The following is a 21,301-nucleotide window of genomic DNA, read 5'->3' as shown; positions in this document are numbered from 1 at the left end:
CGTGGCCCTTACCGGTGTGATGAAGTGTCCAGCGAGAGCCTAGTCTTCACCCTAGTACCTCCCGACGAGGATGTTTACTGCACCTCGTGCGGTAAGAAGGTCACTTACGAGCAGGGATTCGTGGCCTTCCGCTGCCCTAACTGCGGAGAGGCTGTCATAGTGAGGTGCAAGGTCTGCAGGAAGCAGGCCAACGAGTATGTCTGCCCTAACTGCGGGTTCGTTGGTCCGTGAGGTGGTCTGGATGGCCAGGATAATTGCTCTAGTGAGAGTACTCCTCGATGGGAGCGTGGAACAGGCCAAGGTCGTTGAGGACCTCAAGAGGGCCCTCTCCTCAATCGGGGGTAATCTAGAGAGCTACGAGGAGAAACCCATTGGCTTCGGGATAACGGCCCTCAACGTGGTGCTCACCGCCCCGGAGGAGGACGGAATAACCGACAAGATAATGGAGGCCATACAGGGCATTGAAGGAGTGAGCAGTGCCGAACTTGAGAGGGTGAGTAGGGCGGGCTGAATGTCCCGGAACCTGCCCCTCCTCACAGTAGTCTACGATGTGGTCAGGAGCAAGAAGGTCATAAACGACAGGGATCTGTACGAGCTGGTCTCCTCTAAAATACCGGGGATATCTCTCTCACAGATAGAGGAAGCCCTGCTGAAGCTGGAGGTAATGGGAAAAGTCGTCACATCAGCAAGCGGTAAGAAGGGAGAGCTGCTCATCGAAATAGCCGGTGAGAGAAGATATCTGACACCAGACGAGGAGTGAGCGGCTCAGAACCAGGCCTCCAGCCCTCCCCCGGCCAACATCTTGTACGCCTCCTCGATCTCATCTATCACCTTTCTCACCCTGTCCTCCGAGAATTCGTGCTCCTCAACCATGAACTTGAGCAATCCCTCCCTATCGGGCCTCTTCAGGTTGGTGTCATAATTATCGGTGGTGGGTGGATTCAGGAAGAACTCGAATATGCTTCGGGCATCCACATCGAACTCCCAATTCACCTTAGAGAAGAGGATCTCGGGCTTCGGGAATCTCTTCACGAGCTCCAATGCCCTCTTTACTCCTATTCCCCTGACACCCCCGGGGTTGTAGTCGGTCCCCACTAGGATGCCTATGAGTATCAGCTGCTCCCTAGTGATCCCGTGGGCTTCTAGAACCCCTTTCAACTCTATTAACTCGGGATGCACATCAACGTAGATATTCTTCCCTGGAAGCTTCCTCTTACCTGTGATCGTAACATTTCTAACGAGCTTTGGCGCGCCGAACAGGAGGGAATCGTAATCTTGGGAGGCGGCGGCCCAGACATCCCCCTTGGCGGCCATGTAGGCGGCTTGGGCTTCACCCTCGCTTGGCGCCTGCACGACTGGAACGCCCATCAGTCGGAGTATCTGCTTAGCGTCCTCCACCATCTCATCCGTGACCATCAACGCTGCTTGGGCGTACTTCCTGGCCTCCTCCAGATCTCCCTTCTGGAGTGCTTCCTTCCACCTCTCCTCAGCTTCCTCCCTCATCTTTATGCGCTCCTCAACGGTCTCGGCCTTAAACTCCGGTGGCTCTCCATCGAAAACGTAGACGGGAATTATCCCCTCCTTCAGCAGGTTCGCGGTCCTGTAGAAGACCCCAGAGTGGACGCTGGTTATCTCCCCCTTGCTGGTCATTAAAGGCGTGCCATCTGGCTGCCTTATCTTGGCGAGGAACTGGTACATCGCGTTGAACGCATCGAGGGCCAACCTCTTTCCAGACAGGTCCTTCAGCCTGAGCTCCACCTTCTTGGCTATGAGGTCACCTATCTTGACCCCCATGGGAGGTCACAGTTATTCCGCCGCTCCCTCGAATTAAACCTTGGTCTTTATCAAGTTGGACCGTCAACTCCCCCAGATGAGGATAGCGCTCGTGGGGCCTTACCATCCAGACATTGGCGGCGTGCAGATATACACCATGCACCTAGCTGGAGAGCTCATGTCCCTAGGGCACGATGTGGTCGTCGTCTCCTACCACTACGCCAGCTCTAGGTGGGGAGAGCAGGTGAGGAGGTCCCCTAACGTGGGGATTCGGGGTCTCAGGGGGCTCGCGTTCATGACCCATTCGGCATTCTCGCTAGTCAGGGAGGGACCGGATGTGGCCCTAGCCCAGTACGCCATAACTTCCGGCGTCGCCGCCTGGCTTGCAAGCTTCCTCGGAGTGCCCTACACCGTCACATTTCACGGCAGTGATCTCAGGATCTCGCCCCGCCTCTCCAGAATTGCATCCTCTAGGGCTGAAGCGGTGATCTCCGTGAGTAGTTGGTTGGCCGAGCGCCTCGAGGATTCGGGCATAGAGGTAAGCGAGATCATACCTGGAGGTATCAATCCAGAGCCCTTTCTAGCCCTCCCTCCCAAGGAGGAGGTGAGAGAGGGGCTGGGCTTGGATCCCAGAGATAAGCTAGTCTTATCGGTCGGGGCCCTGATCGAGGCCAAGGGGTTCGACATGGTCCCGGAGGTGGCGGCCCTCCTGTCGAGGAGGGGGATAGACGCGAAGTTCCTCCTGATCGGGGAGGGTCCCCTCAGAAGGATCATAGAGGGGAACGCCGACCGCCTGAGTGTGAGGAACCGCATCATCCTTCTAGGTCGTAAGAAGTTCGAGGAGACGGTCAAATACTATAAAGCGGCCGATCTCCTCCTCCATCCAGCTAGGTATGAGGGCTACGGATTGGTGATAAGGGAGGCGATGGCTGCTGGCACTCCCGTGATCACCACTGACGTGGGTGGGGCTAGGGACCTAGTGGAGGATGGGGTGAATGGTTACATCGAGGATAGGGATGCCGAGAAGATAGCAGATAGGGTGGCCTTCCTCCTACTGAACGACGATCTCAGGGAGGAGATGGGTGAGAGAGGTAGGGATAAGGCCCTATCTAGGACGTGGAGGCATGTTGCCCTAGATTACCTGAGATTGCTTGGGAAGGTGCTCTCATGAGGTACAAGCAGGTCATAGTGGTGAGGAAGGATCTGGGAATGAGCTGCGGCAAACTTGCGGTTCAGGTAGCCCACGCATCACTCGAGGCAGCGGAAGTGGTGAGAAAGAGGATGCCGGATTTGTACAGAATGTGGAGAGAGGAGGGAGCCAAGAAGGTGGTCGTTCAGGTGGGGAGCGAGGACGAGCTCATGGATCTCTATCGGGAGGCTTTGGAGATGGACCTGCCTGCGGTCCTGATAAGGGATGCTGGCCTGACCGAGCTGGAACCCGGAACTCCCACGGCCGTTGGGATAGGGCCCCACGAGAGCGAGAGGATCGATAGGGTCACCGGGAGGCTGAGGCTGTACAGGTGAAGGTGCCCGAACTGGACGAGAGGCTGGGGATGCTAACTTACCTCACTGAAGGTGGTGGAATCGGCGGGAGAATAAAGGAGAGGCTCATCGATTTCATAGTGGACGAGGTCCTCATGGGAAAGAGGGCATCCCGGGTCCTCCTAGGGCTGGAGGACTTCCCGTCAGAGGGACCCTATCACTACTTGGTAGCCGCCAAATTCACCAAGATGGGGACCAGGGAGCTCGCCTCCCTCATCAGCAGGGAGCTGGGTGGTCGGGTCAGGTATGCAGGCCTGAAGGACGCTAGGGCCGTGACCTTCCAGTTCTTCTCTATTGAGGGGAGATTCAGGCTCAGGGAGGTCAAAAACGGCGTGTGGATCAGGCCAGCGGGACGGCTCCGCGAACCCCTGTCCAAGGGGAGGAACGACGGCAACCACTTCACCACAGTTGTCCGGGGGGCTGATTTAACCTCCTCCATACCCAATAGGTTCCCCAACTTCTTCTCCTACCAGAGGTTTGGGGTGAGGCCCCCCTTCAACCACGAAATAGGTAAAGCCCTCCTCCTCAGAGATCTCAGGTCAGTCACATCTATGATGGCGGATCAGGGGTACGAGACCCAAAGTAGGAGCCTAAGGCAGCTGGCCAGTGATGTGGGGGTGGAACTGCTCAAGTTCTACGTCCACTCCTATCAATCCTACCTCTTCAACCTGCTCCTGTCAAAGAGGCTGTTTGAGGGCCTCGACCCGAGAAGGGGGGATCTCGTCGTCAAGGAGAACGGTGAGGTGGCCCTCTACCCCGAAGATGGTGAGTTGGTGCTACCCATTCCCGGGGCCTACACTAGGGTGAGGGGATGGGCCTCGGAGGCACTGAGGGACTTGCTGAGGGAGGAGGGTGTATCCTTGGACCTGTTCCTGTTCAGGGAACTTCCGGAGATAAGCGCCTTGGGGGGCCTCAGAGCGGCGCTGGCGAGGGCCAAGTCCCTGACGTCACTTTGGGGAGGGAATAATCTGGTTCTATCCTTCTTCCTCGATAGAGGGACTTACGCCACTTCCTTTCTGAGGGAGATCATCAAACCCAAGGATCCGGTGGCTCAGGGGTTTCACTGACCGTCAGAAGATTATCTCCATGACCACCACCTCATCAGCCCTCCTCATGACCCTCACCATCTCCCTAGGCAGATCCTTGGCCGCGGCGCTGGACCTTATGGCCAAGGTCCTATCATCGATAAAGTCGGATCTCCTCACGACCACATCCCTAGCGTGAGTGAGCCTGAGCCTCGGATCTCCCACCGCCTCTAGGCGGAACTCCATTCCCCCCACTGAAATGGTGATACTCACGGACCCTCCCCCGATCAGGTGGGACTTGAGCTCCTGCGAGAGGTCCATCACCGCCTTATCGGCCCTGACCCCTATGACGCAGTCCGCCCTCAGGGTTATCTCCTCGTCCTTAGTCACTTGAAGCGTGGTCCTGTGCCTGGCAGTTATGTTGGGGTGCCCGTAAGCTATTATTTCCTCCAGCATAAGTTTCCCCGGATGGACGCCCATAAATCGTTAGTGGATAGGCTGGTGAGGCTCGGAATAATAAGGAGCGAGAAGGTCAGGAGGGCCGCTGAAAGGGTCAGGAGGGAGTTGTTCGTCCCTGAAAGTTATAAGGACATGGCCTACGCTGACACACCTCTCCCCATAGGGGAGGGGCAGACCATAAGCGCCCCCCACATGGTATTCATGATGAACGAGCTCTTGGACTTGGATGTGGGTCACATGGTGCTGGAGGTGGGGGCGGGCAGCGGATATCACGCTGCTACGGTGGCCGAGATAGTGGCTCCATCGGAAAAACCGCCCCACACTTGGGGAGTCGTAGTGAGCGTCGAGATAGACCCCCATCTCGCTACACTCGCGCGTTACAATCTGATGGCCGCGGGGTACTCCTGCAGGGCCCACGTGCTCAACATGGACGGCAGCGCCGGGGTTCCCATGAGGGTGAAGGTGGACAGGATACTAGTGACCGCCGCTGCGCCCGACATTCCAAAGCCCCTCTTCGAGATGCTCAAGGAGGGGGGCAAGATGGTCATCCCCGTCGGGACCCCGGGGCTCTGGGGCCAGGAGCTCCTTCTAGTAGAGAAAGTCGGGGGGAAGATGGTCACCAAGAGGGTCACGGATGTGGCCTTCGTCCCCTTGAGGGGCAAGTTCGGTTGGAGGTGAGCTAATGGGATGGAGCTGATATACAGAGGAGCTGAGGCGGAACTCTACAGGACCGAGTTCATGGGTCTCCCCGTGGTGGTGAAGAGGAGGATCAAGAAAGGGTACAGGCACCCCGACTTGGACATCCACCTGAGGAGGGGGAGGACTAGGAAGGAGGCTAGGTTGATGAGGAAGGCTAGACTGGGAGGAGTGAGCGTTCCGGCCGTGCTGGATGTGTGGGAGGACTCACTGATGATGGAGTTCATAGAGGGTGCGAGGCTTGCAGAGGAGCTCACTCCCGAGAGGATGGAGATCTTCGGGGACATGGCCTGCAGGCTCCACTCGTCCCACATAGCCCACAACGACCTTACCCCCTATAACGCGCTGGTGACTCCCTCTGGAATATGCCTCATAGACTTCGGCCTCGCTGAGTACACCCACGACGTTGAGGACTATGCCGTCGACCTTTACGTGCTCAAGAGGTCACTCAAGTCCCTCAGAGACGACTGGGAGCCGCTTTGGCGATCATTCCTCCGCGGATATCGGAGGTGCGGTGAACTCGCTGACAGGGTGCTGGCTAGGCTGGTCAAGGTGGAGGCTAGGGGGAGATACAAATGATCTATCTGGCGTCCTCTAACAGGCACAAGTACGAGGAGTTCAGGAGGATGCTCTCCGACATAGTAGAGGTCCGATGGATCCAAGTGGACTATCTCGAACCGCAGAGCGACGACCTCGAGGAAGTAGCGCTCACTTCGGCCTTGTGGCTGGCAGACTACCTACCTAAGCCCTTCTTCTTGGAGGACGCCGGTCTGTTCATACGCGCGCTGGGGGGCTTCCCGGGACCGTTCTCCTCCTACGTGTTCTCGAAGCTGGGAAACGAGGGCGTGCTAAAACTGATGTCCGATGTTAAGGATAGGGAAGCGGAGTTCATCTCAGTCATAGTGCTGCACACGGGGAGGGAGCTATCGACCTTTATGGGCAGATCGAGGGGCCAGATATCCACCGAACCTAGGGGAGGGGGCTGGGGTTTTGATCCCATTTTCATTCCCGAGGGGTCGGGAGGCAGGACCTTCGGTGAACTGGGTGAAGAGAAGGACGCATTCTCCCATAGAGGAGCAGCGGTGAGGGAGCTCCGGCGTTTCATTCAGGCGAGGGGGGCGCAATTGTTTAAAAACGAGCTTGGGTCATGGGGAGCTGAAGGGTGAACAAATGGCTAGGATGCACAGCAGGAAGAAGGGCAAGTCCGAGTCGACTAGGCCCCCTAGGGAGACTCCCTTGGACTGGGTCCCCCTATCCAAGGAAGAGATAGAGGAGCTGGTCGTGAAGCTCGGCAAGAGGGGGGTGCCTCCCAGCCAGATAGGCATGATACTCAGGGATGAGTACGGAGTACCCCTAGTGAAGAGGGTCATCGGTAAGAAGATAACTCAGATACTTGAGGAGCACGATGCGGCCCCGCCCATACCTGAGGACCTCCTAGCCCTGATAAGCAAGGCATACAAGATCAGGAAGCATCTGGAGGAGCACAGGAAGGACTTCCACGCCAAGAGGGGCCTCATACTCACGGAGTCCAAGATAAGCAGGCTGGTCAAGTACTACAAGAGGGTAGGCAAGCTCCCACCGGACTGGCGCTACAGCCCCGAGCTGGCTGAACTCTACGCATCTTAGAAGGGGTTCCCTTGGAAATAGGCCGGTTCCGGGATCACGTCAAGTCCTTCGCCCAGGACTTGTACAACTCTTTTGAGGGCACGGTAAGGTTGGTAAGCCACTTGGATGCGGACGGCCTGAGCTCAGCCGGTATATTGATCTCGCTCCTCAGGAGGCTTAACGTCCCCTTTCACCTCACTATTGTCAAATACGTCAGCGAGCCCCTAATAGGGGAATTGAGGAAGGAGCCCTACGAGATATATCTCTTCTCAGACTTGGGATCCGGTGATCTCGAGGTAATATCCTACCTAGGGAAGAAGGTCTTCATAGTGGATCACCACCGTCCCGAGGGAGATATAGGAGGCATAAGGATCCTCAACCCGTTCTTAGCCGGACTTGACGGTGATAGGGAGATCAGCGGTGCAGGAGTGGCCTTCCTACTGTATTACGAGATGCTGGACGATCCGGGCATGGCTCCGATGGCCATAACCGGAGCTCTGGGCGATGTCCAGGAGGACGATGGTTTCCGGGGTCTCAACGCTGAGATATTGAAGCTGGCCGTCGAATCTGGATTGGTAGAGGTGAGACCGGATCTCAGGCTCTTCGGAGGCCCGGACTACCCATTGGTCGCGTCGCTGGAGAGGACGGTGGATCCCTTCATAGAAGGGGTATCCAACAACTCGGCCGGGGCGCTGGCACTAGTCGAGTCCCTAGGAATACCCATAAAGGTGGGAGAGAGGTGGACCACCCTCTCCGACCTGACGGAGGAGCAGAAGAGGGACCTGACGAACGAGCTGGTCAAGAGGATGGAAAGCTTGGAGAAGGCCAAAACCCTGGTGGGTAACGTATACATATACCTCAAGGAACCAAAGGGCTCACCTCTCAGGGACCTGAGCAGCTTTGCCACCGTACTCAACGCCTGCGGACGCATGGGTGGCGGCCACGTAGGGGCCCTGCTAGCCTCTGGCCTCAGGGGGGAGATCCTGAACAAGGCGCTCGAGCTGCAACAGTCGTACAGGAGGGTCCTATCCCAGGTACTGAGAAGCGCCAGGCCGAGAATAGTCGGCAGAATAGCTTTCATAGATGAGGGCCTGGCCGAGGACACCATGATCGGCACGGTCACATCGATACTCAGCAAATCCCTTAGGGATGCCGACGTCGTGGTGGGATACGCGCACACCGATGAGGGCATGATAAAGGTGTCAGCCAGGCTGACGGGAAGGGGAAGCTCTAAACAGATAGACCTCGACGAACTCCTCAGGACGGCATCTAAAGAGGCCGGTGGCACGGGTGGGGGGCATCAGATGGCTGCCGGAGCTCAGATACCCAAGGAAGGGAAGAAGGCCTTCGAATCCACACTTCTCAATTACCTCGAGTGAATCGAATCCATCCCTGAGAGGGCACACAATACCGCGGTACTTAGATAGGCGAGGATCCGAGGTTGAGGAAATCGATAAATTAATGAAATGGAAACTGGGACGCAGACACCCCCAGATCAGATCGGAACTCTAGGCTAACCGCCCTGAGAGGGTTGCAGCATCCTGTTCAAGGTCTCCCTGAGGTCCCTCTCCCTCTTCTCCAGCGACCCTATGGTGGACTCGAGCGCCTCTTTGGTGGCCTTCAACTCGACTATCACGGACTCCCTGTCCCTCTTGACATAGACCACCCCAACCCTCTCGAAGACCTCTTCCACATCGCTCAGCTTCTCCAGCCTCTTGAGCGCCTCGTCCACCGAGGCGAGCTCGGCCTTCAGGGTCGATATCTGAGTGACCACTTGATTCAACTCGTTGAGTAGCTCCTCCGCCTTAGCCTGCAGGAAATCCTCGGAAGACATCTCCATCTCCTCCGCTTCTAACTACTACTCTTTAAAAGGTATCCCATTCTCCCCTCTCCCTTCCCTCGCCTCACCGATCCAGCTCCAGCATGGCGCCCTCCTCCATCGCTAGGGCCTCAACATTGCCGGAACAGGAGGGCAGGTCGTCTGGCCTATATCTGGGATCGACATCGGTGAGGCGAGAACCCCACGCTAACATGGTCATCAACGGCCTCAGACAGTCACCCACATCCTTGCAGATGGAGACGAACACCTTGGGGCCCGAAGATGAGAGAGCCTGTCTTATCCTAGATACCTCCCTCACACCCATGAGACACGCTCCCAGCTCGTAGGCGAATGCTTCAGCTACATTCTTCCCCGTGTTAAGGGCCCTGCAAGCTCTGAACGCTGCCATGACGATATGCCTCAGGGAAGCCACTAACTCGACGGGAACTAAGGCTATTCTACTGGGTAAGGCTGATAGAGGCAACTTATCACTGGGAAGCAGCCCGGCCACCAATAAGAAGCCACACTCAGTTCTGAAGAGGGATGGTTCACTTGGGATCTCGGCCATCGGTAGGTGCCCACCCCATAGGGCTAAAAAGTTGAACAGCCCCTCACGATATCCAAGATTCGTTTAGCTCAAGAAATTTAATTTGCAGGGAGAGTTAAATAGAAGATATGTAGAAATAATTTAATAAATATTCATACTTTTTAAGTTTATGTGGAATCACAGAGCGAGGTTTGACTCACTAGAAGGTGATGGATATCCCGAAGTTCTTGCTGTACACGATCGCGCGGCCAGCCTAAGTCGCGCTGGAGTACGCTGAGATAGTAAAAACCTAGAGCTGCACCACGGCAAGGCAGGGTGGGAATATGAGGGTCATCGAATATGGGATGGTTCTTAGGCAGGAAGATCATATCATCGCCCTTGGGTGCTGAGGTAGTAGCTACAATTGGAGTTAAGGCGGAAGGGATGCCGAGGGTATCATCACCGTAGATATAGGGGGGAGATATCCCGTTAGCACTGTACGAGGACAGTAGCCAAGGAGGATCTGCTGGATTGTTTCTGATTCGCAGGCTTCGATACCACGTCCGTTGTAGTGAAGCATCCAGATGAAGGTGGATACAGTGAGGATGATAGGGCAACCACTGATGGACACCGAGGGAATTGAGAGCTTGGAACCGATCTTCTCTGCGGAGACCACCACGGCAGCAGTTAGAGATGAGTATGGGAGGAATTTGTGGAAGAGGGACTCGTTGGAACCGCTACAACGAAATTTCTCAGGCATACATCCAGCTATAAGGTCCTACCCCAAACTCGCGCCAAAGGTGAGGGATCCCGTCAGGGTTTGGAGGCCAGTGAAGTTATATCCGTAATCGCGAGTGGTTAATTGAGCGTGAAAAATAGGGGACTCACTTCCTCCAGATGGCCTCCACAGCGCGCGAGTCATAGCCGCAAACCGTAGATGGGAACTAGTCGTGTGAGGCATGAAATGATCGCTTCAGAGCCACGCGCGAGGTATCAGAATATGATTAATCCTTAGAGAGCTGTATCATGGCTAGCCAATGGGATAAAGCTGTTGAAGGATTTAAGAGCGGGAACGAGGGGTGACCCCCGACGCGCGACCTACCGAGAGGCGGTGGTCATCCTTTATATAGCACTAACTATATCGATAATATGGAAAGCATGATTAGTCGATACAGGTTTCTCCTGCTGGAACAAGCTAGGTCCCCGCTGATAGCCCCGGCGCTCATGGCGAGGATAGAGGAGGGATTCAAGAGGATCAGCTCCGAGCGCCCGCTCAGCAGAGAGGCCCTAGCTAGGCTGAGGAACCTCCTGACGATAGAGTACGTCTACAACACTAACGCCATAGAGGGGAACACCCTCACCCTCAGGGAGACGAGGCTCGTGCTAGAGGAGGGTATAACTGTAGCAGGAAAGCCCCTGAGAGATCATTTGGAGGCCAGGAACCACCTTCAAGCTCTGAGGTACGTGGAGGATCTCTCTCGCGCTGAGAGGGTGGAGGAGTTCGACCTACTCAAGCTGCACCACCTCGTGATGATGGGAATATGGGAAGCGAGACCGGGCGAGTACAGGAGGGAACAGGTCTTCATCGGTGGATCGGGTCACGTACCTCCCCCTCCCTCGGAAGTACCGGGATTGATGATGAGGTTCGTTGACTGGTTGAACGGCGCCGTGAATTCCGATGAACTCCACCCGATCGAGCTGGCTGCCGTGGCCCACGCCTACCTCACGGCCATACACCCCTTCACCGACGGGAACGGGAGGGTGGCTAGGCTCCTGATGAACCTCCTCCTGCTGAGACGGGGCTACCCACTGGCCATCATAAGGAAGGAGAGGCGGAGGGCCTACTACATGGCTTTGGAGGAGGCCGACAGGGGAAGGGCCAGACCCATAACTAACCTCGTGGCGAGGGCGGTGGACGAGAGCCTGACCCTCTACCTGGGATCGCTGGAGGGCATGGTTCCCCTATCGACGGCGGCCAAGGAGCTTGGGATGAGCGTCGACTACCTGGGGCAGCTTGCCAGGAAGGGGTACTTGAAGGCGGTCAAGCTGGCTGGCAGGTGGTACATTCCGGAGGATGAGGTGGGAAGGCTTAGGAGTAGAGCAGTTAGGAGGTCAAGGGAAAGGTGATGCTAAAACTGGAAGCAGGGACGTCCCTAGTTAGGGGATTCGCGCGCCTGCTCTACGGTGGGGGCTTCCCTGGCCTCCGCTCAGGACTTCGTTACGTGAAGAGGCTGAGCGAGGTAGTTGAGACACCCATAGGAGATGCGATCAGGGTATTTTCGGCAGAAATTCCTAGAAGATCCTGTCGAGGATATAGGGAGTCCACAGACGCGGAATCCATAAGGAGGATATTGAGCGAGGTCCAGTTCCCCTTGAGAGGGGTATATCCAATGACAGAGGTTAACCCTCAATCCTCTAATCTTTTGAGACAAGGGAAAAGTGTGGAACTCCGGGACCGGAAAGGGAGCAGTATCATGCAGTGGCTTAACTTTCTCTTAATCAAGGGCCTCACATGTTGTTTCTATCTACCAGTTCGCTAATCACATGCAAGCATACTAGATCTAACCCATCTATTCATTAAAGACGTTAATATCCATTGGAGATCACCTCTATTCTCTCAAAATATTTTATTAATATCGCTAAATTTCTAGACTAATATCCTATACACTGGATAATAGGTATAAAACTGTACATATCTGCCCACTTACTGTCAATTAGTTAGGGGGTATTTAAGCGCTGGCCTCCGGAGCCGCGGAGTCTTGAGTTCAAATCCCGGCGGCCGCCACAGATTAAAACCTCTCCGAGCTACCTGCTGTAGATTGTCGAACAAGATTATAGATTCTTTAGGCCTCATATAGTCTTGGGGATGTGTAGGTGTCTAAGAGTGTGGTAGTGAGGATTCCTCCTTGGCTCTCTGAGGAGGTGAAGGAAATCATAAAGGCCGTTTTAGCGAGGCTTGGTGGCCGTGTTGATGTAGCTGATGTTAGGGAGATGCTTGGTATTAGATCAGAGGAGCTGACTGAGGATATAGAGATCTATGACGTAGGAGAGCTGATGCGTAGGGAGAAGGGGAGGATGTCTTGACCATACTAGATACAGGTATCGTTATCGATAGGGTTAGAGAGAAGAAGCCCATCCAAGAGGATATAACGGCTGTAACCCTCGTGGAGTATCCAAGATCATTTTCTATAAGCACTTTAATGGCGGAGTGATATTTCCTATCAGAGATGACTTCATTCTAGCTCATAGAATACAACTTGAGCTACTGAGGATGGGGGAAGCCCCAAGCATTTGCAGACCTACTGGCCGCCGCTATAGCCGTTAACCGTGATGAAGAACTAGTCACCCGTGTGACACAGATTTGGCACATATTCTTCAAACAGTGGAAAAACTAGGCTACCATATGAAGTTGAAACTAGTATAATGCGATTTCTCACTACACATAAAATATGTTTTTCTTGCTCACCCGTTCGCCAGAGGATAGCGGGGAGATCGGCTTATGATGCGGGAGAGTTCGCATCTCGCCTCATATTATCGCTTGAGATCTGTGGTGTCAACGCTTTGATCTCCCTTGGGGTACCGTGCGAGTATTTCTGAGGTAGTTCAGGCTTGAGACCACTGCGCAGGAATACAGCACTCTATAAGAGAGAACTGAGGTGAGTGGAGGGACCGCACCGGCAGGGATTAGCTTATGAAACTTGTATGGATAAGTGAGGCCCAGAGTAGGAAAACCGTCATCGGGATATAGTTTATTAGAAGTTAAGAAGCTAGTTCCTTGGAGGCTGCCTTGGAGAACCAACTTCATTTATTTGAGGGGGATTAGTCCATGGACAGGAGGATTCGCGAGTTTAGTGTTATTATATTGGAGGATGAGGGCGGAGGATACGTCGCGATCGTCCCGGAACTCCCTGGATGCCATACCCAAGGCGATAGTCTAGATGAGGTGATCAGTAATGTTAGGGAAGCAATTAAGCTATACCTCGAAACACTCTCTGAGGAGGAAAAGAAGGAACTGTTAAGCCGTAGGGTGGTAGGTCTTCAGAGAGTGAAAGCCGTTGCCTAAAATAACACCCATAGATCCCTATAAGCTCATTAAGATACTTAGTAAGCTTGGATTCAAGCCTATACGGCAAAGAGGCTCCCACGTGATACTAGTGAATGAGCAACACGTCAGGATAGTAGTACCCGTACACCCTGGAAAGAAGCTTAAGCCCGGACTTATAAGGGTTATAATGGCCGAGGCGGGGCTTACCAGAGAAAAGTACTTCGAACTATTGGAGAGGGACTGCTAACAATCCTTAACTAAACCCAGACTCCGCGCATCACCTATGCGGCCGATTCGTTCATTCGAGAGCTCTAGCGATCTGGGGGGCTGGAAGCACCTCCCCTGAAAGTTTTCATGAAATGTCTAGATAACCCCCTTTTATCACGAAAGCTCATCTTTACCGTAGTCTATGATCCCCCTGATACTCGGGAAGATGCTGAGGGCAATACCCATCCCCCTAATCCTCCTACTACTTCAACTCCTCGATAGCTATGGCTATCGCTGAAAAGTATGGGACCGACGTAAGCAGGACGAAGTTTACCGTTCTTACATACCTGAGGAGGCTCCTTAATAGGGGTCAGGTGGTGAAAACTGAGCTTATTGATGCTCATGGGAGGAAAGTAGTGTATTACGAGCTTCCTTCCGATTCGGAGAATCACCTTCACAAGCTGATGACCGAGGAGATAGTCCTCTTAGCCCGGAAGCTTGGATTGAGGGTGGAGAGAAGGGCAGATGTCGATCTGATGATTGAAGGAATAGGGATAGAGGTAGAGACAGGGAAGAAGAGCAGGAAACCGGTACAGAGAGAGGGGTTCAAGGACATGTGGGTGGTGGTACCCAATGAGGAGGTGGGCAAGAGGTACGAGGAGTCCATGACCCTCAGGGACCTCTACTTGAAGATGAAGGAGATGGGGGAAGGAAAGCCACTGGAGAGGGAAAAGAAGGTAAAAGCACAGGCGACTAGATCGGAGGGTAAGGAGTACTCAGGAGAGCTGGCCAAGGCCTCCATAAATTACGTTAAGAGGTCCATGATCGCCTATTTGGATGGTAAGAAGAACCTAAACTGGATTTTAGGTGTGATAAGGAGCTCCGGACTTAGGGGAGAGCTACTAATGAGGGTATTCGAAGAACTCGAGAGTTACGGGAGGAAGGACAGGTGGGAAAGAGCACTGGAGGCGTGTAGAAAGAAGAAAATGCTGTGACCCGTAATAACGATTAATCGCCTGATCTCCTAGCCAGGAATTTCTCGTACTCCTTAACTGCATCTTTCCATCCAAGGAACCTCTTCCTCCTGAACCACCTCTGGCGGCCCATCCCTTCTCTATACTCATATCTCCTGATCCACTCCACGGCAGCCTCCCGTCCAGATCCGAACTCAGAGAGGATGTCAGCTATGTCCTCCAGCTTCTCCTGCTTCCTTGGAGTGACGAACCCAATTTCCTCCCGGTACTTCATGATGCTCTCCTGCTGGTATATCCTCAAGAAGTAACAGTCTCTTCTAGCCACAGACCTCCCCTTCCTAGTTACGAAAACCTTTCCCCGGGGATAATGCATTGAAACGGTTGATGAAATTCCCATGTCAGAGAGCTTCGAGGACACGGCCTCGAGCAACTCTTTGTTGGTATTACCTACGTCTATTCCAGCGAAGAACCTGCCAGATGCACCAACATATCCCACAGCTACGCCCTCACAATCGAAGAATGCCTGAATAAACTCCTTAGGGCTTCTCTCTAGATGCGAGAGAATGTTATCCCACCTTACCAGATGACCGACTAGTTCCCTCGACTGGACCTGCACGTAATATCTACCATCCCCCATCCTGTTTACCGCGTACTGTTTTTCCCTCTCCAGAACAACTGCCAGTTTACTAGCGGCAGCTTCCGCTAGCTCTCTATCCTTGACCTTCAGCACCAGAAAATGGCCCTTCCTGTTGATCTTTATGGAACCGTCTCCTACGAACATCCCAGCTATCCACGCCAGTTCGCTCTCCTTGGAAGTATCGACATGATTGTAGGGCTCGTTTAACGGGGTATGAAGGCCACGAATCCAGTAGGATATGTGGGACTTGCTTATCTTGATACCGTGCTCCCTCTCCACAATTCTCTGAATCTCACGATAGCTCATCCCTCTATCACGAAGCTCTCTAACGAAATAGTAGAGCTCCACTCTGAAGTCATGAGGGATACGCCTCCCTCCAGGAGTAGCTTTCAGACCCCCTTGTTTTCCTGCTTACCATAAGCAATCCATAATTCTGCCTCCAGAATTATATAACTACTATGTGTAATTATATATAACACATAATTAAGTTTAATAGTGTATAGGTTATCCGTAACGACGATGCCCAGATCCAGAAGGGATCTAACAACCATCCAGATATCAAAAGAGACCAGGGAGATGCTCAAGAGTCTTGGGAGGAAGGGAGAAACCTACGATGAAATAATAAGAAGGTTAATAGAGCTAGCCAAGAGAGAGGGGAGATAATATTGAGATCCTGTATCGGCCGAAATGAAGGGAGACCCTTTATAGCGACTATCACAATGGTGTGTTGCAGCTTTAAAACCCCTTAATATAAATTATCTTGGTCTAAAGGCCCCAAATCAGATCAAAATTACGCTAACGAGAGTTGTGAGACAGAGGGCTGGTTTTTTGAAGGAGATATTGTAAATAATTTTAATGACATCTCGGTATGAATAGGAAATATATATCAAAAACGTGAGTGATGTTAAAAATTTTTAAGTAGCGGGGGGTGGATTTGAACCACCGACCTCCGGGTTATGAGCCCGGCGGGCTACCAGGCTGCCCCACCCCGCTGCCCTGCCCCGCTATCCTATACCCGAATTTCCCATATTTAAAGATTTCCCAAGTCGCAGAGGGCTATCCTTCCTCCTTTTCACTTGAGAGCACCTCTCCTCCATCATGAAACACTGATACTCCCTATAGAACTTCCATCTCATGGGGAGCGGACGGCCTCCGGAGGTGCTTGTATACCACGTCATGACCTCCGCCGTGATGAATCGTCCTTTGGACTTCCCCCTCTCACTTTCGTACCTTGAATCTCGAGTCGGATCCGGCAATTAGGAATAGCTAAATCGTAGCTGCGCGCGAGCTAGGTACGAAGGATCGGCGTTGGGTGAAGGACTGAGAGGAGGGGAGTGGAGGCCATAGTCCGCCTTCTGTACTGGGGGGATTCGGCTGAGCGCCTACCCCCCGCTCGCCCCAGCTGCTCATCGCGGGGACTGGCTTGCACACCGCCGGGGCCCCGTTTCACCGGTCCCCTCGGGGTCCTCTGCCTCGCCGGCATCATCGCCATGCCCCGAGGGACGTGTCGTTTCTGTGGGCCTTCCTGCCCCTCTCGGGGTATCCCCTTGCGGGGAGGCGGTGCTGGGGGCGTGGGCGGACCTTCCTCAGCCTTACGGCCGTAACCCCCGGCCTCCTCTCCCCCCTAATTCATCGCTCCCCCCGAAATTAAAAACTGACTCGAGGGCAGCGCATCAGATCTTATAACGTCGCACCCAATACGACCTAGGAAAGGACGCATGGATCCCACAATCGATAGGAGAGATCTTAATACTCTGTTCCTTCTCCTGCTCATCGGTGGACTGATCTTAAGCTTGGTCCCCAGGGGGAATCCTGTGAAGGAGATATTTCTCAAATCCCTCCCTAATGTTGAGTACTACGCTAAGGAGAAGGAGGTGTTCGAGAGATATGGGAGGAAGCTAGGTTCCCTCATACTCGTCGTCCCCCCACTCGAGTTCGACAGGTTAGAGGTAAGGAAGCTGCTCGATTACGCCGAGCGAATCAACAGGACCCTCCCATTCGTTATCATATGGTCCCTCAACGGGAGTCACGACATTCACTATATCGAGATGCTAGCGTCGGAGCTGGCCTCCCGCAGCGTGCCTTCCAGAGTCTTCGCCGACCTACCGTCGACCCTCTTGGATCCCCTGAGAGGTGTGGCTGATCTCTGGGTTAGGGAGGAGAGGGGGTGGAGGAGGATTACCGGACCGTCAGAGGGTTACGGAGATGGGATGTGGAGGTGCAACGAGATATATCATGGGCTCGTGTACCCCGAAGGAGATGTCTGGTGGTTTTACTATGAGCGTGGCAGGGCAAGCGGGTGCACGAGACATGAACCGCCCCACAGAGCATGCGATGTTCACATGATCTTCAGGGCGAGGTTCCTGGGCATGGGCGAGGGCGTAGCGCTGATCACCCTACCGGGCAGGGAGCCCGCAGCTAACTGCGGAGGGTCGTGCGGCTCTGCTAACACTTTGGTTAATGGGACGTGCGGGCTGGAGCTGAGGGATCTAAGGGGCATCATGTTCGCCAGCTACATGATGACCCACACGAAGAGGGATCCATGCCCCTACTACAGCTACTGTGGATGCTTGGGATCTTGTAACACACCTCAGATCTTCATATCCGACGTTAGAAGCGTATTGAAGGGTGAATGGTCGATAAAACTCGGGAACACCAGATCCCCAGCTGGGTGGAGGCGTGGAAGAGACCTACGGCTGATCACTTCCGGGCAATATGATCGATACACCGCTCCTCCTGAGCCCCTTCCTCTTCATCTCCTCGAAAAGCTCCCTCACCTCCCTGAACTCCTCCCCCTCGTAGAGGACGATGCCCTCCTCGAGGGCATCAACGATCGATGGAACGCCCCTCCTCAGTAATTCCCTCACCTCATCGAGGGTGTAGGGATGGGATTCCACTGGACCTTCCGCCAATCCGGATAGCTCGTAGACTCTGTCTAGGAAGGGCTCTTGGAAGTCGGCCACGATGAGAAGATCGTAATCACTGTGAGGGAGCCAGTCTCCCCTGGCCCGTGAGCCGAAGAGTATGATCGCGTAGACCCTGTACCTCTCCCTTATCCTATTCACCAGCTTCCTGAGATCCATCCAGTCTACCCTCCACGTAACCCAATATTAGTTCCGCGCTTCTGATGGCCTTTATGGAGGTTGGCTTGTCGTAAGCCTCGTGGGGTGTCCCGTATGGATGGGCGTTCGGATATCTGGAGGGGATGTAGTGCCTGTCCAGCTCCCTAGCGTGAGGTAAGAAGAGGGACACGTCCTCACCACTGATCTCCGAATACCTCTCGAGCAGGGCCCTCACGCCGTGGCCCCAAGGAGACTCGTTCTTAGTTATCAGGAGAGCCTTGACAGCCATCCCCGCGGCCTGATGAGCGTAAAAGCAAGCAGCGTTGTATCTCCCCCTATCATGCAATATCTTGGCGGTCTCTAGGTTCCATCTCGTCTCGGAGAGCCATCTCTTGCTTCGCCCCTCATGAGGGTTCCACGTATTCCAATTTCTTGGAAATATTTAACGAGAAGGGCTTGACGTAAGGCTTATGCAAGCACACTCTGTTCTGAGGAATACAAGTACGAAGACACAAAGACTAATCCATCAGCTAGTCAGTAGCTTAGATCTGTCCGCTTTCTCGAAGTAACAGCTCATGAGTATTGCAGTGAAGATAGACCCACCGATCGCTACTAACACTGCTGATCCGGTCAATATATCTGCCCACAGACGAGGGGTAAACAGCATGATCAGGAACAATCCTCCCTCTACAAAAGAAAAGCCGTCTAAAACCCTCCTACCACCCACCCCATAATTAATACCATGGTTACACAGTGATGAATAACGTCGGGCCAACGAAGCAAAAACCTACCAGAGGAGTTAGCGCCTCTGTTCTAGCTTCAATAATGCTTAGAGAAATTAGGAAAGTAGAAATCACGGTAATTACGGATGATAGAATAGTGATAAAAAGGCATATAGCATATTTAATCGAGAGATATACGCCCCCGAACCTCTGTAAAATCAGTTCCATGATCCCATTCTCCTTCGCTTTGAGAAATGTGTCCAGTATCAAAGCTGAGACGAGATACCAGATACCAAGTAGTGACACGTAGGCTACTAGTAAGTCTCTAACTACAAATAAAAGGGAGATGCCCGAGATGAAGGCAACCACCGATCCTACAACTGCTCTAATGAACCACCATTTTTAGATCCCCTATCCTCAACAAAGTCGATTCTATAGTCAGATACCTGATTAACCTCATACTACTATTCACCCTGTAAGGGTGTAAGTTCCGCAGGTAACTCAGCTATTATAGTCATCAACATGACGATTCCCAAGGCCTCGCTCGCTAGCACGGTCGGATCTATAAAACCATATAATAAATGACGGACAAACTCCCTACCAGAATCGTCTATGGAGGGATTAATTAGCAGACCATGGTATATCCATCCTAGTGCTGAGAGGAGAGCCATCTCGAGCCAATATTGCGCCTCCCCAGGTGGCATGAATAGTGAAAACAGTATACATATAGATGAAATCAAGCCTGCAGACAGAGCGAGCCCTAAAATGAATACTGCTGACTCCTGAGGTGAGAGGGCGCCTATCAAAGAGCCATAAATAGAGGTTAGAGATCGGTGACAAAGTAAACAGAAGGAACAGGTATGTAATTACGGATTGACGCGCCCCGCATAGTTGGCGATTACGCCGGCTGGCGCTAGGTCGGTCGCGCTCGGGCTTTGGGAGGGGTAGGCTGAGGCAGTCCGGGGCAAAGCCCCTCCTGCCTTACACCACCCCCCCATCAAACGGGTCTTCTACCCGCGCCCTAACCCCACGAGGGGCGAGGCCGCCTATTTTCGGGGGCCGCTTCGGGCTTAGATGCTTTCAGCCCTTATCGGCCTGGGGCGTGGCTACCCGGCGCCGCCCTTGCGGACGACCGGTACACCAGAGGCCCCGGCACCCTGTTCCTTTCGTACTGAGGGTCCCTTCCCCTCAGGCGGCCTTGCAGCCCCAGCAGGGAGAAACCGAACTGGCTCGCGACGTTCTGAACCCAGCTCACGTTCCCCTTTAATGGGCGAACATCCCCACCCTTGGAGGCTGCTGCACCCCCAGGATGGGCAGTGCCGACGTCGGGGAAGCAAGCGGCGGGGCCGATGGGGACTCTCGCCCGCCACAGCTCCGTTACCCCTGGGGTAACTTTTTTGTCGTACCCGGCCCTCATCGAGAGGGCGCGAGTGTTCGCTAGGCCCGGCTTTCACCCCTGGATCCCACGCGTTTAGGGATCCAGTCAGGCGGGCTTTTGGCCTTGCCCTCTACGGCGGGTTTCTGTCCCGCCTGAGCCCGCCTTTGGGCGCCCCTGATACCTTTGCAGGGGCGTGCCACCCCAGCCAAACTGCCCACCTAGCCCTGTCCCGCCGGAGCGGTCAGCGGCACAGCCGAGGAAGGGCGGTGTTCCATCGGCGCTTCGGCGGCCCCCAGGAGGACCGCCACATCGCTCCCGCCTACCCTCTGCATCCCCGGCTGTACCGCAAGGCCAGGCTGCAGTGAAGCTCCACAGGGTCTTCTCTCCCCGCTGGGGCGTCCCGGTCTGTGCACCGGGATGCGGGTTCACCGGCCCGCGGGAGGGGACAGCGGGCACCTCGTTAAGCCATTCATGCACGCCGATTTTTATTCGGCAAGGCATATGGCTACCTTAAGAGAGTCAGAGTTACTCCCGGCTTTCACCGGCCCTTCACCCGGTTGTACCCGGGCTTCAGGTACCGGCATTGGCCAGGCCTCATCCCCCGTACACACCCTTGCGGGCTCGCGGGGAACTATGTTTTTGTTAAACAGTCGGGCACCCCTTGTCACTGCGACCTGCGGACCCAGGCTCTCGCCCAGGAACGCAGGCACCCCCTCTCCCGAAGTTACGGGGCCAATTTGCCGAGTTCCCTCTCCCGCGTTAGGACCGACAGGCCTTGGCCTTCTCAGCCAGCGCACCTGTGTCGGTTCTCGGTACGGTCACCGGGGATCG

At 54.3% G+C, this 21,301-nt stretch carries 27 protein-coding genes, 1 tRNA gene, 1 rRNA gene and 1 other RNA gene; 20 read left to right on the top strand and 10 right to left on the bottom strand.

Going from position 1 to position 21,301, the window contains the following annotated elements; translation table 11 throughout:
- Positions 1 to 24: 24 nt before the first annotated feature.
- The 3 genes from QI197_00815 to QI197_00805 are packed head-to-tail and all read left to right on the top strand — an operon-like array spanning position 25 to position 760.
- The gene (locus QI197_00815; protein MDK2371919.1) at positions 25 to 231 is read left to right on the top strand and encodes a zinc finger domain-containing protein; all 207 of its coding nucleotides are present in this window, start codon (positions 25 to 27) and stop codon (positions 229 to 231) included.
- A gap of 10 nt (positions 232 to 241) precedes the next feature.
- Positions 242 to 511, top strand: a complete 270-nt coding sequence (locus tag QI197_00810) for a hypothetical protein (GenBank protein MDK2371918.1) — start codon at positions 242 to 244, stop codon at positions 509 to 511.
- Positions 512 to 760, top strand: a complete 249-nt coding sequence (locus QI197_00805) for a hypothetical protein (GenBank protein MDK2371917.1) — start codon at positions 512 to 514, stop codon at positions 758 to 760. It abuts the gene before it with no gap.
- Positions 761 to 765: 5 nt separating this feature from the next.
- On the opposite strand, the gene fen is transcribed toward QI197_00805, so the two are convergent.
- Positions 766 to 1,794, bottom strand: coding sequence for a flap endonuclease-1 (gene fen, locus QI197_00800; protein MDK2371916.1), 1,029 nt, complete (start codon positions 1,792 to 1,794; stop codon positions 766 to 768).
- 76 nt (positions 1,795 to 1,870) lie between these two features.
- Here fen and QI197_00795 point away from each other — a divergent pair, with 76 nt between their 5' ends.
- From QI197_00795 to truD, 3 genes are read left to right on the top strand one after another with little or no spacing between them, the layout of a single operon-like run.
- Positions 1,871 to 2,944, top strand: coding sequence for a glycosyltransferase family 4 protein (locus QI197_00795; GenBank protein ID MDK2371915.1), 1,074 nt, complete (start codon positions 1,871 to 1,873; stop codon positions 2,942 to 2,944).
- Positions 2,941 to 3,297 carry a peptidyl-tRNA hydrolase Pth2 gene (gene pth2 / locus QI197_00790; protein ID MDK2371914.1) on the top strand — a complete coding sequence of 119 codons (357 nt, stop codon included), beginning with the start codon at positions 2,941 to 2,943 and terminating at the stop codon, positions 3,295 to 3,297. Before QI197_00795 ends, pth2 begins: the two co-directional genes overlap by 4 nt.
- Before the next feature lie 2 nt (positions 3,298 to 3,299).
- Positions 3,300 to 4,382, top strand: coding sequence for a tRNA pseudouridine(13) synthase TruD (gene truD, locus QI197_00785; GenBank protein ID MDK2371913.1), 1,083 nt, complete (start codon positions 3,300 to 3,302; stop codon positions 4,380 to 4,382).
- Between the two features lie 3 nt (positions 4,383 to 4,385).
- Here the strand turns inward: truD and QI197_00780 are convergent, their stop codons facing one another.
- Positions 4,386 to 4,796, bottom strand: coding sequence for a DUF371 domain-containing protein (locus tag QI197_00780; protein MDK2371912.1), 411 nt, complete (start codon positions 4,794 to 4,796; stop codon positions 4,386 to 4,388).
- Positions 4,797 to 4,808: 12 nt separating this feature from the next.
- On the opposite strand from QI197_00780, the gene QI197_00775 reads away from it, so the two are divergent.
- The 5 genes from QI197_00775 to QI197_00755 are packed head-to-tail and all read left to right on the top strand — an operon-like array spanning position 4,809 to position 8,479.
- Positions 4,809 to 5,477: a protein-L-isoaspartate(D-aspartate) O-methyltransferase gene (locus QI197_00775; GenBank protein MDK2371911.1), complete on the top strand. Its 669-nt coding sequence runs from the start codon at positions 4,809 to 4,811 to the stop codon at positions 5,475 to 5,477.
- 9 nt (positions 5,478 to 5,486) lie between these two features.
- Positions 5,487 to 6,074, top strand: coding sequence for a KEOPS complex kinase/ATPase Bud32 (locus tag QI197_00770; protein ID MDK2371910.1), 588 nt, complete (start codon positions 5,487 to 5,489; stop codon positions 6,072 to 6,074).
- Positions 6,071 to 6,661: an RdgB/HAM1 family non-canonical purine NTP pyrophosphatase gene (gene rdgB, locus QI197_00765; GenBank protein MDK2371909.1), complete on the top strand. Its 591-nt coding sequence runs from the start codon at positions 6,071 to 6,073 to the stop codon at positions 6,659 to 6,661. Before QI197_00770 ends, rdgB begins: the two co-directional genes overlap by 4 nt.
- A gap of 4 nt (positions 6,662 to 6,665) precedes the next feature.
- Positions 6,666 to 7,121 carry a 30S ribosomal protein S15 gene (locus QI197_00760; GenBank protein ID MDK2371908.1) on the top strand — a complete coding sequence of 152 codons (456 nt, stop codon included), beginning with the start codon at positions 6,666 to 6,668 and terminating at the stop codon, positions 7,119 to 7,121.
- A gap of 11 nt (positions 7,122 to 7,132) precedes the next feature.
- Positions 7,133 to 8,479, top strand: coding sequence for a DHH family phosphoesterase (locus tag QI197_00755; GenBank protein MDK2371907.1), 1,347 nt, complete (start codon positions 7,133 to 7,135; stop codon positions 8,477 to 8,479).
- 134 nt (positions 8,480 to 8,613) lie between these two features.
- On the opposite strand, the gene QI197_00750 is transcribed toward QI197_00755, so the two are convergent.
- Positions 8,614 to 8,934: a prefoldin subunit gene (locus QI197_00750; protein MDK2371906.1), complete on the bottom strand. Its 321-nt coding sequence runs from the start codon at positions 8,932 to 8,934 to the stop codon at positions 8,614 to 8,616.
- 70 nt (positions 8,935 to 9,004) lie between these two features.
- A complete protein-coding gene (locus QI197_00745; protein MDK2371905.1) occupies positions 9,005 to 9,487 on the bottom strand; it encodes a hypothetical protein in 483 nt (160 codons plus the stop codon).
- A 542-nt stretch (positions 9,488 to 10,029) separates the two neighbouring features.
- On the opposite strand from QI197_00745, the gene QI197_00740 reads away from it, so the two are divergent.
- From QI197_00740 to QI197_00705, 8 genes are all read left to right on the top strand, one after another.
- Positions 10,030 to 10,293: a hypothetical protein gene (locus QI197_00740; protein MDK2371904.1), complete on the top strand. Its 264-nt coding sequence runs from the start codon at positions 10,030 to 10,032 to the stop codon at positions 10,291 to 10,293.
- Between the two features lie 310 nt (positions 10,294 to 10,603).
- Positions 10,604 to 11,572: a Fic family protein gene (locus QI197_00735; GenBank protein MDK2371903.1), complete on the top strand. Its 969-nt coding sequence runs from the start codon at positions 10,604 to 10,606 to the stop codon at positions 11,570 to 11,572.
- Positions 11,572 to 11,985 (top strand): hypothetical protein, encoded by a 414-nt coding sequence (locus QI197_00730; protein ID MDK2371902.1) that lies wholly within the window; start codon positions 11,572 to 11,574, stop codon positions 11,983 to 11,985. The genes QI197_00735 and QI197_00730 overlap by 1 nt, the downstream gene beginning before the upstream one ends.
- 334 nt (positions 11,986 to 12,319) lie before the next feature.
- Positions 12,320 to 12,529 (top strand): hypothetical protein, encoded by a 210-nt coding sequence (locus QI197_00725; protein MDK2371901.1) that lies wholly within the window; start codon positions 12,320 to 12,322, stop codon positions 12,527 to 12,529.
- On the top strand, positions 12,526 to 12,657 hold the full coding sequence (locus QI197_00720) for a hypothetical protein (protein ID MDK2371900.1): 132 nt from the start codon (positions 12,526 to 12,528) through the stop codon (positions 12,655 to 12,657). The genes QI197_00725 and QI197_00720 overlap by 4 nt, the downstream gene beginning before the upstream one ends.
- 614 nt (positions 12,658 to 13,271) lie before the next feature.
- Positions 13,272 to 13,508 carry a type II toxin-antitoxin system HicB family antitoxin gene (locus tag QI197_00715; protein ID MDK2371899.1) on the top strand — a complete coding sequence of 79 codons (237 nt, stop codon included), beginning with the start codon at positions 13,272 to 13,274 and terminating at the stop codon, positions 13,506 to 13,508.
- Entirely contained in the window at positions 13,501 to 13,737 is a 237-nt protein-coding gene (locus QI197_00710) for a type II toxin-antitoxin system HicA family toxin (GenBank protein MDK2371898.1), read from the top strand. Before QI197_00715 ends, QI197_00710 begins: the two co-directional genes overlap by 8 nt.
- Positions 13,738 to 13,981: 244 nt before the next feature.
- The gene (locus tag QI197_00705; protein ID MDK2371897.1) at positions 13,982 to 14,692 is read left to right on the top strand and encodes a hypothetical protein; all 711 of its coding nucleotides are present in this window, start codon (positions 13,982 to 13,984) and stop codon (positions 14,690 to 14,692) included.
- 13 nt (positions 14,693 to 14,705) lie between these two features.
- Here the strand turns inward: QI197_00705 and QI197_00700 are convergent, their stop codons facing one another.
- Positions 14,706 to 15,614, bottom strand: a complete 909-nt coding sequence (locus QI197_00700; protein MDK2371896.1) for an LAGLIDADG family homing endonuclease — start codon at positions 15,612 to 15,614, stop codon at positions 14,706 to 14,708.
- 213 nt (positions 15,615 to 15,827) lie between these two features.
- Between QI197_00700 and QI197_00695 the strand changes: the two genes are divergently transcribed.
- Positions 15,828 to 15,971, top strand: coding sequence for a hypothetical protein (locus QI197_00695; protein ID MDK2371895.1), 144 nt, complete (start codon positions 15,828 to 15,830; stop codon positions 15,969 to 15,971).
- A 256-nt stretch (positions 15,972 to 16,227) separates the two neighbouring features.
- Here the strand turns inward: QI197_00695 and QI197_00690 are convergent.
- The 5 genes from QI197_00690 to QI197_00670 form a co-directional block, all read right to left on the bottom strand.
- Positions 16,228 to 16,301, bottom strand: a tRNA-Met gene (locus tag QI197_00690).
- Positions 16,302 to 16,640: 339 nt separating this feature from the next.
- Positions 16,641 to 16,928, bottom strand: an RNA gene (gene rnpB / locus QI197_00685) — RNase P RNA component.
- 1,070 nt (positions 16,929 to 17,998) lie between these two features.
- Positions 17,999 to 18,391, bottom strand: a complete 393-nt coding sequence (locus QI197_00680) for a nucleotidyltransferase domain-containing protein (protein ID MDK2371894.1) — start codon at positions 18,389 to 18,391, stop codon at positions 17,999 to 18,001.
- Positions 18,366 to 18,812 carry a HEPN domain-containing protein gene (locus QI197_00675; GenBank protein MDK2371893.1) on the bottom strand — a complete coding sequence of 149 codons (447 nt, stop codon included), beginning with the start codon at positions 18,810 to 18,812 and terminating at the stop codon, positions 18,366 to 18,368. The genes QI197_00680 and QI197_00675 overlap by 26 nt, the downstream gene beginning before the upstream one ends.
- Positions 18,813 to 20,008: 1,196 nt before the next feature.
- Positions 20,009 to 21,301: ribosomal RNA gene (locus QI197_00670) — 23S ribosomal RNA — on the bottom strand; the annotation flags it as partial.

This window comes from Thermoproteota archaeon (assembly GCA_030130125.1).
In the GTDB taxonomy this organism is placed as follows: domain Archaea; phylum Korarchaeota; class Korarchaeia; order Korarchaeales; family Korarchaeaceae; genus Korarchaeum.
The sequence above is the reverse complement of the archived record's forward strand: the minus strand, read 5'-3'. Positions and strand labels throughout refer to the sequence as shown.